At 65.1% G+C, this 14,991-nt stretch carries 14 protein-coding genes; 7 read left to right on the forward strand and 7 right to left on the reverse strand.

Annotated elements, in window-relative coordinates; genetic code table 11:
- Window positions 1-72: 72 nt before the first annotated feature.
- Together I6F37_RS09345 and I6F37_RS09350 are read right to left on the reverse strand one after the other, a co-directional pair.
- Entirely contained in the window at window positions 73-693 is a 621-nt protein-coding gene (locus I6F37_RS09345) for a TetR/AcrR family transcriptional regulator (protein ID WP_225151021.1), read from the reverse strand.
- A gap of 69 nt (window positions 694-762) precedes the next feature.
- On the reverse strand, window positions 763-1,290 hold the full coding sequence (locus I6F37_RS09350; protein ID WP_036022513.1) for a PaaI family thioesterase: 528 nt from the start codon (window positions 1,288-1,290) through the stop codon (window positions 763-765).
- A gap of 155 nt (window positions 1,291-1,445) precedes the next feature.
- Between I6F37_RS09350 and I6F37_RS09355 the strand changes: the two genes are divergently transcribed.
- The 4 genes from I6F37_RS09355 to I6F37_RS09370 all read left to right on the forward strand — a co-directional run bounded on the left by I6F37_RS09355 (window position 1,446) and on the right by I6F37_RS09370 (window position 5,975).
- Complete coding sequence (locus I6F37_RS09355; RefSeq protein ID WP_109144069.1) at window positions 1,446-2,216, forward strand: enoyl-CoA hydratase; 771 nt, start codon at window positions 1,446-1,448, stop codon at window positions 2,214-2,216.
- A 303-nt stretch (window positions 2,217-2,519) separates the two neighbouring features.
- The gene (locus tag I6F37_RS09360) at window positions 2,520-3,710 is read left to right on the forward strand and encodes an acetyl-CoA C-acyltransferase (protein ID WP_225151023.1); all 1,191 of its coding nucleotides are present in this window, start codon (window positions 2,520-2,522) and stop codon (window positions 3,708-3,710) included.
- 110 nt (window positions 3,711-3,820) lie between these two features.
- Complete coding sequence (locus I6F37_RS09365; RefSeq protein WP_109144071.1) at window positions 3,821-5,110, forward strand: MFS transporter; 1,290 nt, start codon at window positions 3,821-3,823, stop codon at window positions 5,108-5,110.
- A gap of 121 nt (window positions 5,111-5,231) precedes the next feature.
- Window positions 5,232-5,975, forward strand: a complete 744-nt coding sequence (locus tag I6F37_RS09370; RefSeq protein ID WP_051056846.1) for a DUF72 domain-containing protein — start codon at window positions 5,232-5,234, stop codon at window positions 5,973-5,975.
- Window positions 5,976-5,997: 22 nt separating this feature from the next.
- Here the strand turns inward: I6F37_RS09370 and I6F37_RS09375 are convergent, their stop codons facing one another.
- Window positions 5,998-6,165, reverse strand: coding sequence for a DUF2934 domain-containing protein (locus I6F37_RS09375; RefSeq protein ID WP_081494475.1), 168 nt, complete (start codon window positions 6,163-6,165; stop codon window positions 5,998-6,000).
- Window positions 6,166-6,347: 182 nt separating this feature from the next.
- On the opposite strand from I6F37_RS09375, the gene I6F37_RS09380 reads away from it, so the two are divergent.
- On the forward strand, window positions 6,348-7,817 hold the full coding sequence (locus I6F37_RS09380; protein ID WP_225151026.1) for an FAD-binding oxidoreductase: 1,470 nt from the start codon (window positions 6,348-6,350) through the stop codon (window positions 7,815-7,817).
- Window positions 7,818-7,895: 78 nt separating this feature from the next.
- On the opposite strand, the gene I6F37_RS09385 is transcribed toward I6F37_RS09380, so the two are convergent.
- The 4 genes from I6F37_RS09385 to I6F37_RS09400 form a co-directional block, all read right to left on the reverse strand.
- Window positions 7,896-8,489: a hypothetical protein gene (locus tag I6F37_RS09385; protein WP_225151029.1), complete on the reverse strand. Its 594-nt coding sequence runs from the start codon at window positions 8,487-8,489 to the stop codon at window positions 7,896-7,898.
- Between the two features lie 280 nt (window positions 8,490-8,769).
- Window positions 8,770-10,467 (reverse strand): GMC oxidoreductase, encoded by a 1,698-nt coding sequence (locus I6F37_RS09390; protein WP_225141515.1) that lies wholly within the window; start codon window positions 10,465-10,467, stop codon window positions 8,770-8,772.
- A 276-nt stretch (window positions 10,468-10,743) separates the two neighbouring features.
- A complete protein-coding gene (locus I6F37_RS09395; protein ID WP_036001111.1) occupies window positions 10,744-12,303 on the reverse strand; it encodes an acyl-CoA carboxylase subunit beta in 1,560 nt (519 codons plus the stop codon).
- Window positions 12,233-13,207: an IclR family transcriptional regulator gene (locus tag I6F37_RS09400; RefSeq protein WP_036001116.1), complete on the reverse strand. Its 975-nt coding sequence runs from the start codon at window positions 13,205-13,207 to the stop codon at window positions 12,233-12,235. Before I6F37_RS09400 ends, I6F37_RS09395 begins: the two co-directional genes overlap by 71 nt.
- 95 nt (window positions 13,208-13,302) lie before the next feature.
- Between I6F37_RS09400 and I6F37_RS09405 the strand changes: the two genes are divergently transcribed.
- Complete coding sequence (locus I6F37_RS09405; protein WP_036001120.1) at window positions 13,303-13,524, forward strand: biotin/lipoyl-containing protein; 222 nt, start codon at window positions 13,303-13,305, stop codon at window positions 13,522-13,524.
- Window positions 13,525-13,691: 167 nt separating this feature from the next.
- Window positions 13,692-14,858: a TAXI family TRAP transporter solute-binding subunit gene (locus I6F37_RS09410; RefSeq protein ID WP_036001123.1), complete on the forward strand. Its 1,167-nt coding sequence runs from the start codon at window positions 13,692-13,694 to the stop codon at window positions 14,856-14,858.
- The last annotated feature ends 133 nt before the right edge of the window (window positions 14,859-14,991 follow it).

Genomic DNA, 14,991 nt, shown 5'->3' on the forward strand with positions numbered 1-14,991 from the left:
CAGTGGTGGGTTACGCCAAGCGAATACGCTTCGCGCCATCGCATGGCTAACCCACCCTACACGGCATCTCGCCTAATTCTGTTTCGCCTTCTTCGCGGCCGCCACCTTCGACTCACGCTTCGCTCCCTCGAGCGCGTGGTCCCGGCCGGCCTTCAGCATCTCGTCGGACAATTCGCTCGAGCCGGCGATGCGCGCCAGCAGCATGGTTCCGGCCATCGTCGCGAGCGTCGCGATCGCCTGCTTGCGTGCCGCCTTGCGGGGCATGTTCGGGATGGTGTCGGTCAGGGCCTCGATCATCTCATCCAGCTTGCCGGCAAAGGCCTTGCGTGTCCTCGGACTCTCGCGGGCGATCTCGGCTCCCAGCGCGGGAATCGAGCAGCCGTGACCGGGATTGTCGCGATGCAGCGTGGACAAATAGCTTTCCGCGATCAGCGCCAGCCGCTTTTCCGGAGCGACCTCGCCGGTGAGCTTGCGCCAGTGTTCCATCGAACGGTCCATCGCGTAGGCAAAAGCCTCGATCACCAGCGCCTCGCGGGAATCGAAATGCGCGTAAAAGCCGCCGTGGGTCAGGCCCGCCTCCTTCATGAGGTCGGCGACGCCGATACCGTGGGCACCCTTCTCCCGCAGCCGCACCGAGGCCTTCTTCACGATGCGATCGTGGGTTTCCTGCTTGTGTTCCCGGGAATAGCGCATGCGGATCTCATTGAATGTCGGAGATCATCTCATAACACGCAAATGCCGAGATGGGTGCATTAATTCATGTCAAGTTGTGCCGATCATGGAGAAGGTCGCAGTTGCATGGACCGCAAGTGCGCCCTTGCCGTCCCGCACAAAACCCTCGGTGTAGCTGGTCTGGCGTCCTAGCTTGATCACCTTGCCCTCGGCCGAAATCAGCCCGGAACGCACCGACAGGGGGCGCAGATAAGTCAGCTTCAGATCGAGGGTCACCGAGCTTTGTCCGGCCTCCAGCCTGGTCGAGATGGCGCATCCCATGGCCGTATCGAGCAGCGCTGCGGCGGTCGCGCCATGGAGAAGTCCGATGGTGTTTTCGAGATCCTCGCGCGGCTCCAGTTCCATGACGATCCGGCCCGGCTCGACCACGGCCATGGTGAAACCTATCAGCTTGGCGAAGGGCGGCGGCGGCAGGCGGCCGTCACGGATGCCCAGCATGGCATCCATGCCCGACAGGCCCATCGCCGCCCGCGCCACCGGCGCAGGCACCTGCCAGTCCACTACGCGTTCCCGCCTCTGCGCGGGCGAAAACAGGTCGGGTTGATCGTCACCGGTCATGGCAGCCTCTTTAGATGATATTCGTCATACTATGCCACGGACTTCACGCTGGCAACCCGCCCTCCCCGTCGCTTGACAAGACGTACGTTTCGGCCCGGAAGTGATCCCGACCGGCGCGCCCCGCGCATGTCCACGAAACCTTTCGAGATCCCACGATGGAAATGCTCAACAATCATTGCGGCGTGACGCGCGATGCGCGCGGCGTCGTTCATGTCGCGATCTGCAACGCCGGCCCGCTCAACATCCTCGGCTCGCCCGTGACCGACGCCGTGCGCGAAGGCCTGCAGCAGCTCGCATCCGACCGCAGCATCCGCGTCGTGGTGCTGCGCGGACAGAGCGAGAAGAGCCTGATCGGCGGAGCCGACATCAAGGAGATGGCCGGGCTCGACCAGACATCCGCCGAGGCCTTCATCAGCCGCCTGCGCGATCTCTGCGAGGCGGTGCGCGCCTTCCCTGCCCCGATCATCGCACGCATGCCGGGCTGGTGCCTCGGCGGCGGGCTCGAAGTGGCGGCGGCCTGCGACTTCCGCGTCGCCGCGCATGATGCCCATTTCGGCATGCCCGAGGTGCGTGTCGGCATCCCCTCGGTGATCCATGCCGCGCTGTTGCCGCGCCTGATCGGTTGGGCCCGCGCGCGCTGGCTGGTGATGACGGCGGAGAACATCGATGCAGCCACGGCGCTGGCATGGGGCCTGGTCGACAAGGTCGCTGCGCCCGGCGAACTCGATGCCGAGGTCGAGCATCTAGTGAAGGCCTTGCTCGAATGCGGCCCCGAGGCGCTGCGCTCGCAAAAGGCGCTGCTGCGGCAGTGGGAAGAGCTGCCGCTGACCGAGTCGGTGAATTTGAGCGTGAAAGTGTTCGGCGAGTCGTTCCTGACGGACGAGCCGACGCGGCTGATGGGCGCGTTTGTCAACCGGAAGCGGTAGACGCGAGGAAGCAACAGCGCAGCCAAGAAAAGACGGTGTCATGCCCCGCCTAGTGCGCAGTTGCGCACGGGGGCGGGGCCTCCAGTACGCCGCGCCTTCCCGGTTCTAGCCGCGTGGCCTCTGGAATACTGGATTGCCCGCCTTCGCGGGCAATGACAGCGTACTGTGGGTAAGCAGCCCCCAATCGCACGACCAAATCTCATCCGGCCCGCGACATTTTCTCATCCCTGTCGCGGTTGCATTTTTTGCGACGCATCATATGATGTCCATCATCTTACACGTCATCGCCAGGGAGTTCTCGTCATGGCCGAAGCCGCCGAGCCCGTCGTCATCGTCTCCGCCGCACGCACCCCACTCGGCCGCTTCATGGGCGAATTGTCACAGCTTTCCACGCACAAGCTCGGATCACACGTGATCGGGGCGGCACTGGAGCGCGCCGAGCTCGCTCCGGAGAAGGTCGACGAGGTCTTCATGGGCTGCGTGCTGCCGGCAGGCCAAGGCCAGGCGCCGGCGCGCCAGGCCGCACGCAGCGCCGGTCTGCCTGATGCGACCGGTGCCACCACCGTCAACAAGGTCTGCGGTTCCGGCATGAAGGCGACCATGCTGGCGCACGACATCATCCGCGCCGGCTCGGCCGACATCGTCGTCTCCGGCGGCATGGAGAGCATGAGCAACGCGCCCTACCTGCTCGCCAAGGCGCGCGGCGGCTATCGCGTCGGCCACGACCGCATCATCGACCACATGATGATGGACGGCCTGGAGGACGCCTACGAGACCGGCCGTTCCATGGGCGATTTCGGCGAAGCTACCGCGGAAGCCTATCAATTCACCCGCAAGGACCAGGACGCCTATGCGATGGAGACGCTCAGCCGCGCCCGCAAGGCCGTCGAGGGCGGCGCGTTCAAGGCCGAGATCGCGCCGATCACGCTGACCGAAAAGGCCGGCCCGCGCGTGATCGCCAATGACGAGCATCCGCTCAAGGTCGACCCCGCCAATATCCCCGGATTGAAGCCGGCATTCCGCGCCAACGGCACCATCACGCCGGCCGCCTCCTCCGCCAATGCCGACGGCGCCGCCGCGCTGGTGCTGACGAAGCGCGCACTTGCCGACCGGGGCGGCCTGCCTGTTCTCGCCGAGATCAAGGGCCACGCCACCCATAGCCAGGAGCCGCAATGGTTCACCACGGCGCCGATCCCGGCGATCCGCAAGCTGCTGGACAAGGTCGGCTGGAGCGCGGGCGACGTCGACCTGTTCGAGATCAACGAGGCCTTTGCCGTGGTGGCGATGGCGGCGCAGCGCGACCTCGGCATTCCCCGCGACAAGCTGAACGTCAATGGCGGCGCCTGCGCGCTGGGCCACCCGATCGGCGCCACCGGCGCGCGGCTGATCGTGACGCTGCTGCATGCGCTGGAGGCCAACCACCTCAAGCGCGGCATCGCCGCACTCTGCATCGGCGGCGGTGAAGCCACGGCCATCGCGGTGGAACGCCGCTGACGCGGACGTCCGGAAACGAGGGAACTCTGTCATTTGCGACAGATACATCCCGTGTCATCCTCTAGACTGACGCAGGTCTGTCTCGGCCTGCCCATCAATGTTGAGGCCCAATGATCTCGAACTGGCTCGCGGCAGCACTGTCCCGCCGTAACATTCATTACGGTTGGGTGATGGTCGGCGTGACTTTCCTCACCGCGTTGATCAGCGCCGGCACGGTCGGCGCGCCCGGCGTGTTCATCGTTCCCCTGCAGAAGGAGTTCGGCTGGAGCACGGCGGAGATCTCGTCCGCGCTGTCGATCCGCTTCATCCTGTTCGGACTGATGGCGCCGTTCGCGGCCGCCCTGCTCAACCGCTATGGCCTGCGCAACGTCACGCTGGCCGCCCAGCTGATCGTGGTCTCGGCGCTCGTGCTCTCGCTCGGCATGACGGAGGTCTGGCAGCTCATTGCCCTCTGGGGCGTGGTGATCGGGATCGGCACCGGCATGACGGCCTTGGTGCTCGGCGCGACCATCGCCACGCGCTGGTTCGCGGCACGACGCGGCCTCGTCATCGGCATCATGACGGCGAGCGTTGCCACCGGCCAGCTCGTGTTCCTGCCGCTGCTGGCAAGCCTCACCGAGCGCTATGGCTGGCGCCTCGCGCTCGGTCTCGTCTGCATCATGCTCGGTGTTTCCGCGCTGGCCGTGCTGCTCGCGATGCGTGACCGCCCCAGCGACGTCGGCCTGCGGCCGTTCGGCGACGAAGGCACCGCACCCTTGCCCGCGCCGCCCGTCAGCCACGGCTCGATCACGGGCGTTGCACTCGGCACGCTGCGCGACGCCTCGACGTCGATGACGTTCTGGATCCTGTTCGCGACCTTCTTCATCTGCGGCGCCTCCACCAACGGGCTGGTGCAGGTGCACCTGATCCCGATGTGCCTCGATTTCGGCATCCCGCAGGTGCAGGCGGCGAGCCTGCTGGCGGCGATGGGCATCTTCGACTTCTTCGGCACGATCATGTCGGGCTGGCTGTCCGACCGCTACGACAATCGCTGGCTCCTGTTCTGGTACTACGGCCTGCGCGGGCTCTCGCTGATCTTCCTGCCGTTCAGCGATTTCTCCTTCTACGGCCTCTCGGTCTTCGCGATGTTCTATGGTCTCGACTGGATCGCGACGGTGCCGCCGACGGTGCGGCTCACCGCGCAAAAGTTCGGGCCCGAGCGCGCCAATCTGGTGTTCGGCTGGATATTCGCCGGCCATCAGCTCGGCGCCGGCGCCGCGGCGTTCGGCGCGGGGTTCTCGCGCACAGTCTACCAGAGCTACCTGCCCGCCTTCTTCATCGCCGGCGCGCTCTGCGTGTTCGCGGCCCTGATCGTGCTGGCGCTGTCGCGGCAGCCGAAGCCGCAAGTGGCGATGGCGTGAGAAGGAACCACGTCTTCTGCCTTCCGGTTTGACAGAAGAAACAGAGCCCCGCAGTGTCGTGAAGGCGGGCCAAATCGTTCCGACATGACCACGCCGCAAAGATGCCTCCTATGCTGTGGCGATGACAGACAGGCCTGGACGGACGCGCAAGCATGCCCTTCGGATTGGCACGGCGGGATGGAACGTGCCGTCCCAGCATGCGGATGCGTTCAAGGCCGAGGGCTCCCACCTTGAGCGCTACGCCTCAGTGCTGAACTGCACCGAGATCAACACGTCGTTCTATCGTCCGCATCGGCGCACGACATATGAGCGATGGAGCGCTGCGGTGCCGGCCGGCTTCCGTTTTGCGGTCAAGGTCCCGCAATCGATCAGCCATGCGCCGGAGCTGAGGTTCGATCGCGCGGACGTCGATCGGTTCTGCGAGGAGATTTCCGGCCTTGGGCAAAAGCTCGGCGTGCTGCTGCTGCAATTGCCTTCGTCGACAATCTTCGCAAGGCGCGGCGCCGGGAAGCTCGTAATAGCGCTGCAGAAAGGGGGGCAGGTGCCGGTGGTTTGCGAGCCACGGCACGCGAGCTGGTTCACCAGGCCGGCCGACGACTGGCTGGCGCAACGAGGCGTCGCGCGGGTGGCCGCGGATCCACCGCGTGCCGCCAATGGCGCTGCGCCCGGCGGCTGGACCGGGCTGGCCTATTTTCGGCTTCACGGTTCACCGAGGGTCTATTATTCCAGCTATGACGCGGCTGCCTTGGCGGCGCTCAAGGTGCGGCTGGCCGGATGCGCGGCGGCCTCGGTCTGGTGCATTTTCGACAACACCGCTTCGGGCGCAGCCATGGCCAATGCCCGCCAGCTGGTTGAAGCCCGATAGCGCCAGACCGTTCGCTCGCGGATTACTCCGTGAAAGTCTTTGAGGATTCTTCGGCATTTGCGCCGGCGTCGTTTGATAATTCGCGCTCGGCTTCTCGCCAGAACTCGTCCTGGCGGCCCTCCGGCTTGCCTGCGAGTTCCCAAAGCTGGTGGGCTCTCACCCGGATGAGCTCCTCGTCAACCTTCGCCATGCGGCTCTCCTGTTGTGCCGAGAGGCAAACGTCGTGCTGCTGCGGACCGTTCCAAGCGGTCAGGCCGACCCAAACTCCCCACACGCGTGGCGCATTGCCGTTAGACTCGGCAGCCTAAACGTGGACAATGGCTGCGGCGCTTCGCGCGCTCAGTACACACAAAGATGTGCCAGAGGAAACAAATGCCGCTCCCGACGTCCCTGCCCACCATCCCGACCGCTCCCGTGACCGAACCATTGCGCGATGCGTTGCGCGCGATCGTCGGCGACAAAGGCCTGATCGAGGACGAGCATGGCAAGCAGCCGTTTGTGACGGATTGGCGGGGATTGCTGGTCGGCAACGCCGGCGCCGTCGTTCGCCCTGGCAGCACCGAGGAGGTTTCGAAAGTGGTCCGGCTCTGCCACGAGCACGGCGTCGCGATCGTGCCGCAGGGCGGCAACACCGGCCTGATGGGCGGGGCGACGCCCTGGCCTGCGCACACCGGCATCGTGCTGTCGCTCGGCCGGATGAACCGCGTGCTGGATGTCGATCCCGTCGGCTATTCGATGACGGTCGAGGCCGGCTGCGTGTTACAGACGCTTCAGGAGACCGCAAGCGAGCACGACCGCTTCCTGCCGCTGAGCCTCGGTGCCCAGGGCTCCTGCATGATCGGCGGCAATCTCTCCACCAACGCCGGCGGCGTGCAGGTGCTGCGCTACGGCAATGCCCGCAATCTCGTGCTGGGGCTCGAGGTCGTCTTGCCGAGCGGCGAGGTCTGGGACGGATTGCGCGCGCTGAAGAAGGACAATACCGGCTACGACCTCAAGCATTTGTTCATGGGCGCCGAGGGGACGCTGGGCATCATCACCAAGGCCGTGCTCAAGCTGTGGCCGGCACCGAAGGACGTCTGCACGGCGTGGCTGGCGATCCGCGATCCCCGCGCGGCGCTGGAAATCCTGTCGGAGGCGCACGCGGCGTCCGAGGACAATGTCGGCTCCTGCGAGCTGCTCAGCCGGGCGGCCATCGACCTCTCCCTGCGCCACATTCCCGGCACGCAGGATCCGCTGAAGGCGGACACGCCCTGGTATCTGCTGCTGGAATGGTCGTCGGCGCGGCCGCGGCAGGACGGAACCGAGGGCATGTCCGGCAAGATGGAGCAGTTTCTCGCCGATCAGCTCGAAGCCGGCCGCGTGCTGGATGCGGCGATCGCGCACACATTCGGTCAATCGCGCAACATGTGGCGCATCCGCGAAGCAATGGCGGAGGCCTCACGCGCCGAGGGACCGGGGATCAGTTTCGACGTGTCGGTGGCGATTTCAGGGATTCCGGAGTTCATCGACAAGGGCCTCAAGGCCGTGCTCGACATTCTCCCGACCATCCGGCCCTATCCGCTCGGCCATATCGGCGACGGCAATCTGCATTTCTCGTTCATGGGACCGAAGGGCATGGACCAGCAGACGCTGAACCAATACGCGCCCGCCATCACGCGCGCCGTGAACGATCTCGTCACCTCCATGGGCGGCTCGATCTCGGCGGAGCACGGCATCGGCATCGACAAGCTCGACGAGCTCAGCCACTACCGCTCCAAGACCGAGCTCGACATCATGCGCACCATCAAACGCGCGCTCGATCCGCACAACATCATGAATCCCGGCAAGGTGCTCCGGCTGTGATCGGCTCGGCGTTCGGCGTTGGCGGGTCGCAAAGATGTTGCGACCCGTCCGCAGTTTTTGGAGCGCTATCCGCTGCCCTCAAGCCACCGAGCCGCCGCGCGGGTTGACAATCGTATACCCTCGCAGCGAACGCGCGTGGATTCGCGTCGCGCGCCCACCCGAGTTGGCGTCATAGGCCATCCAGACGTCGCCTCCGAGGTGCTGTTCAAGGACGAAAACGTGTCCTCGTCGCGCAGCAACCATTCCCGGTGCGGGTGATGTCCTGGGAAAGCGGAGCCAATTGGACGCAAGATTCAATTCCGGCACGATACGGCCGAACACGCGCAGAGCCGCGCCGCAGCCGCAGAACGACGAAGGGCAACCGGCCGGACGGCCACCGACAATGCGAGCGCCGTGGGCACCGGAGACGGCCGCCGGCGAGGTCGTGCTCCCAGCATCAGTCACCGTCAGTTGTGTCGAGCGGTACGCTTGCAGTGTGGACCTGGAAATCAGCGAAGATCTGGAAGCCAGTGAGGGCCTGGCAACCCGCTCGCGTCGCGCCTGCGAGTAGGAGAAGTCGCAGGGCATGGTGACGTTGCATTCGGGAGCTTGATGAATGCGATAAGGGCGCGCTTCCGAAGCGATAGAACCCAGGATAACGAGGACGCACGCAGAAAATACTCGCTTGAACATTGCAGGACTCCAATGAGAGACCCTGCCCCGGGCAACGAGAAACCAATAACAGTTTGGCTGAAATGGGCCTAAAGCGCGGCTGAAAATGGCTGCGATCGTGCGCCACGACTGCACGATCTCATAGCCTACACGTAGCGCCTGAGATGATTAACTCGCAGCGCTCGAATGCTCGATCAGCGCGTCAAGCTCGCGGCATGCAACCAAGTCGGTCCGCGCAAGGCAAGTATCCATCAGCGCTCCTCCTGCCCGCACTGCCCGGATCGCCAGAACTCGCTGCCACTCATTGCATCATTGCGGCCGCGATCTTCTCCGCCGACATCAACACCGGAAAGTTGGTGTTGGCGCATGGCACCACCGGGAATATCGAGGCATCAACGACGCGCAGGCCCTGCACGCCCTTGACGCGGCCCTGATTGTCGACCACCGCCATTGGATCCTCAGTGCGGCCCATGCGGCACGAGCACGAGGCGTGCCAGACGCCGATCGTCGCCTTGCGCACGAAGGCTTCCAGCGCCTCGTCGTCGTTCATCACCTGATCGAAGGTGAAGCCTTCGACGACGAAATTGTCGATCATGTAGTGACGCAGCGCCGCCGGCCCGTCCATCAGGGCCGCGGCGATCGTGGTGAGAATCTTGTTCCTGGTGTTGACCACGCCGATCTTGCGGACGCGATCGGTATAGGCGGCCGGAAACGGCTTGTCCGTCACCTTCCTGACTACCTCGCTCATCTGGATCGCTGCCATCTTGCGGAAACCGCTCATCAGGCGATCGAGATCGCGGCGGTCGGACAGCAGGTTGAACTCGACGATCGGCTCTGCCGAGGGATCGCGCGAGGCGAGCTTGACCTGTCCGGTCTCGGAATAGGTCTTGTTGACGAAGGTCAGGAGCGAGCCGATCTGCGCGCCGACGGCGTGCCAGGCCGATTTGCTGATGACGACGACGAACATGTCGCCCTTGGGCACATCAGGCAGCCCGGAGGAGTAGCGCAGGCCGAGCTGCATGTGGCGCCTGGTGTGCTCGTTCATGCGCGCGCCGCGGCGGACAAAGGAGGACAGCGAGATCGAGGGATGATCCATCAAGCGTTGGCCCACCCCCGGCAAGGCCGCCAGCACGGGAATGCCCAGCTCCTTGAGGTGACCGACGGGGCCGATGCCGGCGCGGAGCAGATGCGCCGGCGAATGAATGGCGCCGCTGGAGAGGATGATCTCGCGTCCGCGGAATTCCTGCTCGCGGCCGTCGACCATCGCCTTCACGCCGACGCAGCGCGTGCCTTCGAACAGCAGCTCTCGCACCTGCGTGTTGGTCGAAATCGCAAGGTTCGCACGCGCGCGGGTGTCGCGATCGAGATACCCCATCGCGGCCGAGACGCGCTGCTCGGCCTGATTGGAATGCGTCACCGGGAAGAAGCCGTCGACGAATTCGCCGTTCTGGTCGGCCACGAATTGATGGCCGGCCTGCTGGAAGGCCTGCGCGAACGCCTCCGAATGCCGCGTCCAGTGCTCGCGCGGGATGCGGCGGACAGGGATCCTTCCGTCCTTGCCGTGATACGGTCCGTCGAAATCGAGGTCGCGCTCCACCTTCTTGAAGAACGGCAGCACGTCAGCCCACGACCACCCCTCGGCGCCGCGCGCCTCCCATTCATCGTAGTCGGTCGGCGCGCCGCGGTTGGCCATCTGCCCGTTGATCGACGAGCCCCCGCCCAGCACGCGCGCCTGCTCGTATTTGCGCAAAGGAGGCCGCGACTCCTCGGGATTGTTGTGGCTGACGACCTGGGTCGTCACCTTGAGCTCGGTCCAGTGAAAGCGCGGATCGAAATAGGCGGTGCCGGGATAGCTGTCCCTGATTTCGGCTGGCTCGTTGCCGGGTGGCGTGTCCTGACCGGCTTCGCAGAGCAGGACCTTGTTGGCGCTCCTGGCGGAGAGCCGGTGGGCCAGCACGGACCCCGCCGAGCCGCCGCCCACGATGATGAAGTCGTACACGATTGGCGCTTCCTCTTGTTCTTGTTGGCGGAGCTTAGCGCGTTATTGTTTTGCCGTGGAAGTGTCTTGGATTGTGTCGATGCCGCACCTCGTGTCCCGGACGCACTGCAACGCTTCAAGCGTTGCGGCGCTGAGCCGGGACCCAGGAGGCTCCAGATTCGCTGTGGCATGGGCCCCGGCTCTGCAGCGCACCGCTGAACTGGACGATGCTTCGCATCGCCAGGGCAGCGGCGCGCTGCGTCCGGCGCACGAGCGTCATGACTTGGCACAAGGATGCTACGGCCTGATCGTCATATTCTCCGGCGGCCCCGGCTTTCGCAGCGGCTCCGCGAGCCGGGCAAACTCGCACAGGAGCGATCGCGTCTTCCTGGGATCGATGATCTCCTCGACCCAGAATTTTTCGGCCGAGCGGAACGGCGAGCGGAGCTTGTTGAGCCGCTCCTCGATCTCCTTCAGCTTCGCCGCCTTGTCTTCCGCCGCGTCGATGTCGGCGCGGTAGGCGGCTTCGATGCCGCCTTCGAGCGGCAGCGAGCCCCAATAGGCCGAGGGCCAGGCATAGCGGATCGAGAAGCGGTCGGCCGGCTGGTGCACGACACCGGCGACGCCGAAGGCATTGCGCAGGATCACGGTGCACCAGGGCACGGTGGTCTGGTTCACCGCCGCCATGGCACGCACGCCGTGGCGGATGGTGGCGGCCTTCTCCGCATCAAGGCCGATCATGAAGCCGGGGCAATCCATGAGATAGACGACCGGCAGGTGGAAGGTCTCGGCGAAGTCGACCCAGCGCACCACTTTCTGGCAGGCATCCGCGGTCCAGGAGCCGCCGTAATGAAAGCTGTCGCTGGCGAGCAACAGCACCGCCCTGCCCTCGAGCCGCGCGAGACCGACAATGATCGGCTTGCCGAAGTTCTTGGCGACCTCGAAGAACGAGCCCTTGTCGACGACGGACTCGATGATCGGCCGCATCTTGTAGACCTGCTTGCGGTTGCGCGGCACCGCGTTCATCAGCGCTTCGTCGCTGCGTTCAGGACTGTCCGTGCAGGGCAAGGTCGGCGGCAGCTCGTAGACCGATGACGGCAGGTAGGAGAGGAAGCGCCGCGCGCAGGCGAACGCCTCCTCCTCGGTGTCGACCGCATGATCCACCGCGCCGGCGCGGGTCTGGATGTCGGCGCCGCCGAGCTCCTCCTTGGTAAGGTCCTGCCCCAGCGCCTTCACCACCGGCGGACCCGCGACGAACATCGCGGACTTCCGCGTCATGATGGAATAGTGGCTGGCGGCAAGACGCGCGGCGCCCAGGCCCGCCACCGAGCCGAGGCCGAGCGCGACCACCGGCACGCGCGACAGATTCTCCGTCGTGAAGCGATACCAGCGCGTGCCGCCGATGCCGCCGGGCAGATTGGCCGCGCCCTTGGTCTCGATGGTCTTGACCGAGCCGCCGCCGCCGGAGCCTTCGATGATGCGGACGATGGGCAGCCGGAAATCGTGCGCCATCTCCTCCGCCATCAGCGGCTTGGCCGAGATCGACGCATCCGCCGAGCCGCCGCGCACGGTGAAATCGTCGCCGACCACGACCAATGTGCGGCCGTCGACGCGCGCGCGGCCAAACACGCAATTGGCCGGCGTGAGCTTCTTCAGATCGCCGCTGGAATCGTACTCGCCGATGCCGGAGACGGCACCGATCTCGTGAAAGCTGCCTTTGTCGATCAGCTTGTCGATACGCTCCCGAACAGTCAGCCGGCCCTGGTCATGCTGTCGCTTGACCTTGTCAACGCCGCCCATCTCCCGCGCGAAGGCTTCGCGCCGGGCGAGCTCGTCGAGTTCCGGCTTCCAGTTCATTCACTCCCTCCGAATGGATCGGCTTGTTATTGTTGTGCACGGCCATGGCGACCGGCTTACGCGAGATACGGTTGTTGAAGGCGTCGCCTTCCGCGCCTTCCATCAGGCTGCCGAGCGAGCGGCCAAGCTGGAGCATCATCGGTGCGACTTCCTCGTGCAGACGCTGCTCGTCATACATCGCCGACAGAAGACCGATCGTGATGACCACGAAGGTCTGGTACTGCGGCGACCAGATCGGCACCGCGAGGCCGTTGATGTGCGGGCTCCAGAGGCCGCAGGCGACGACATAGCCGCGCTCGCGCAACATCTGCCGGTTGGCCTCGATGCGGGGCTTGAGAATCTTCGCAGCTTCGGGGGCTTCCCGCTCCATGTCCGCGACGAAGGCATCACCGACTTCCGGCGCGAGCGCCGCGGTGTAGGCCGCGCCCGCGGCGGTCGAGGCCATCGAGATGCGGCTGCCGGTGCCCTCGTGCAAGCCGAGCGCCGTCGCCGAACGCGCGAACTGGAGATAGACGAGATGGAAGCGGTCGGGGACGACGAAGCCGACCGTGCCCGGCAGCTGTTCGGCGACTTCCTGCAGCCGCTGGCGAATCATGCTGCGCAGCTGCGCGCCCTTCATCATCGAAGCACTCATCGCCACCGCGCTGGGGCCGATGCGATACTTCTGGTCGCGCGGGAGATACACGAGCTGGCCCATGCGGGTCAGCGTATGCGTGAGCCGCGATACCGTCGAGCGCGGCAGACCGCAGCGATTTGAAATCTCGAGATTGCCGAGTCGCGCCTCGTGGCCCTCGAAGCATCGCAATACGTCGAACGCGCGCGACACCACCTGGATCACATCACCCTCACCGGCTTCGCCAGCGAGCGCACCTTGCCTGCTCAACCGCTCCGAACGTCGTCCCATGATCCCTACCGTTGTGTTCCGCTGTGCGGAATTAAATTCCACTTGCAGACGACGCTACCTCAGGCATTTTGCGACGACAACAAAAAGGCGATGGCATGCCAGAAATTAAGATCGTCACGGAGGTCGCGGGACGCATCTGCGCAACTCCCGTGCAAGTTGGAGGAACCGTCGCGGATGGCGATGACGTTGTGGTGGTCGAAGCGATGAAGATGGAGATCCCAGTGCCCTCGCCCGCAAACGGCACCATCACATCGCTTCTGGTAAAGGTCGATGACGTCGTTGCGGAGGGACAGGCGATAGCGATCGTCGCGAGCTGAGCGTCTTATCCGGTCTTTTCCGCGACAATGTGTCAGTCGCATTCCCACGCGCGCTGTATGGCGTTGCCATCGCTTGATCGCGGTGACATGATCGGTTTCAAACAAAACGTTGTTTCAAACAAAGAATGAAAATCTTCGCGGCAAAGCGAAGATCATTGGAGGGAAACATGCTTCGTGGGCTGCTCGTGCTCGCGCCTGCTCTGGTGGCGGGCATTTCTTTTGCGTCTACACGCTATTCGTTCGCCGAAGACATCAAGCTGCCGGCGACATTGACCTTCACCGCCTATGACACCGGCACCGCCGGATTCAACATCGCGGTCGGCGTCGGCAAGATGATGAAGGACAAGTACGGCACCGACGTGCGCGTGCTCCCCGCAGGCAACGACGTCGCGCGCCTCGCGCCGCTGCGCGCCAAGCGCGCGGTTTCCGCGGCGATGGGGTCGGGCACCTACTTCGCGCAGGAAGGCGTGTTCGAGTTCGGCTCGAAGGAATGGGGTCCGCAGCCGCTGCAGACCCTGCTCTCGACCGTCGACTGCAATTGCGCCTCGCTTGCGGTGGCCGCCGACACCGGCGTGAAGGAGCTGAAGGACCTCAAGGGCAAGCGCGTCGGCTTCGTGGTCGGCTCACCCGCGCTGAACCAGAACTCGCTCGCGGTGCTCGCCTTCGCCGGGCTGACGCAGAAGGACGTCAAGGCTGTCGAATTCGCCAGCTACGGCGCGATGTGGAAAGGGCTGATCAACAACGACGTCGATGCCGCCTTCGGCACCACCATCACCGGTCCCGCCAAGGAGGCCGAGGCTTCGCCGCGCGGGTTGATCTGGCCGCCGCTGCCCGCCAAGGACAAGGAAGGTTGGGCGCGGATGCAGAAGGTCGGCTCGTTCTTCTTCCCGCAGCTTGCGACTTGCGGTGCCGGCATCTCGCCGGAGAAGCCGATCGAGCTCGGCAATTATCCCTACCCGATCTTCGTCGCCTACGCCTCGCAACCGGCCGACCAGGTCTATGCGATCACCAAGGCGATGATCGTCAACTACGACGCTTATAAGGACTCCGCGCCCGGCGCCGGCGGACTCGCGGCCAACCGCCAGACCAAGAACTGGGTGGTGCCGGTGCATCCCGGCGCGGTGAAGGCGTTGAAAGAGGCCGGCCAATGGAGCGACGCTCAGGAGGCACACAACAACCAGCTGATCAAGCGGCAGGAGGTGCTGGCGGCCGCCTGGGCCGATTACGGCAAGTCCAATCCGCCGTCGGACGACAAGGCGTTCCTCGAAGGCTGGACGAAGGCGCGTGCCGCGGCGCTAGCGAAAGCGGGCATGCCGAACGGGTTCGAGGAATAGAGCGAGGTGTTGTTAGGCGTGATCGTTGCCTCGCGAGAAGTGCGCCCCCTCTCCCGCTTGCGGGAGAGGGTTGGGGAGAGGGTGCCTCCGCGGTGGGATTCCCCCAGAGGAGAAAGCCCTCACCCGGCGCTTC

The sequence above is a fragment of the Bradyrhizobium sp. NBAIM08 genome (assembly GCF_020193935.1).
Taxonomy (GTDB): domain Bacteria; phylum Pseudomonadota; class Alphaproteobacteria; order Rhizobiales; family Xanthobacteraceae; genus Bradyrhizobium; species Bradyrhizobium yuanmingense.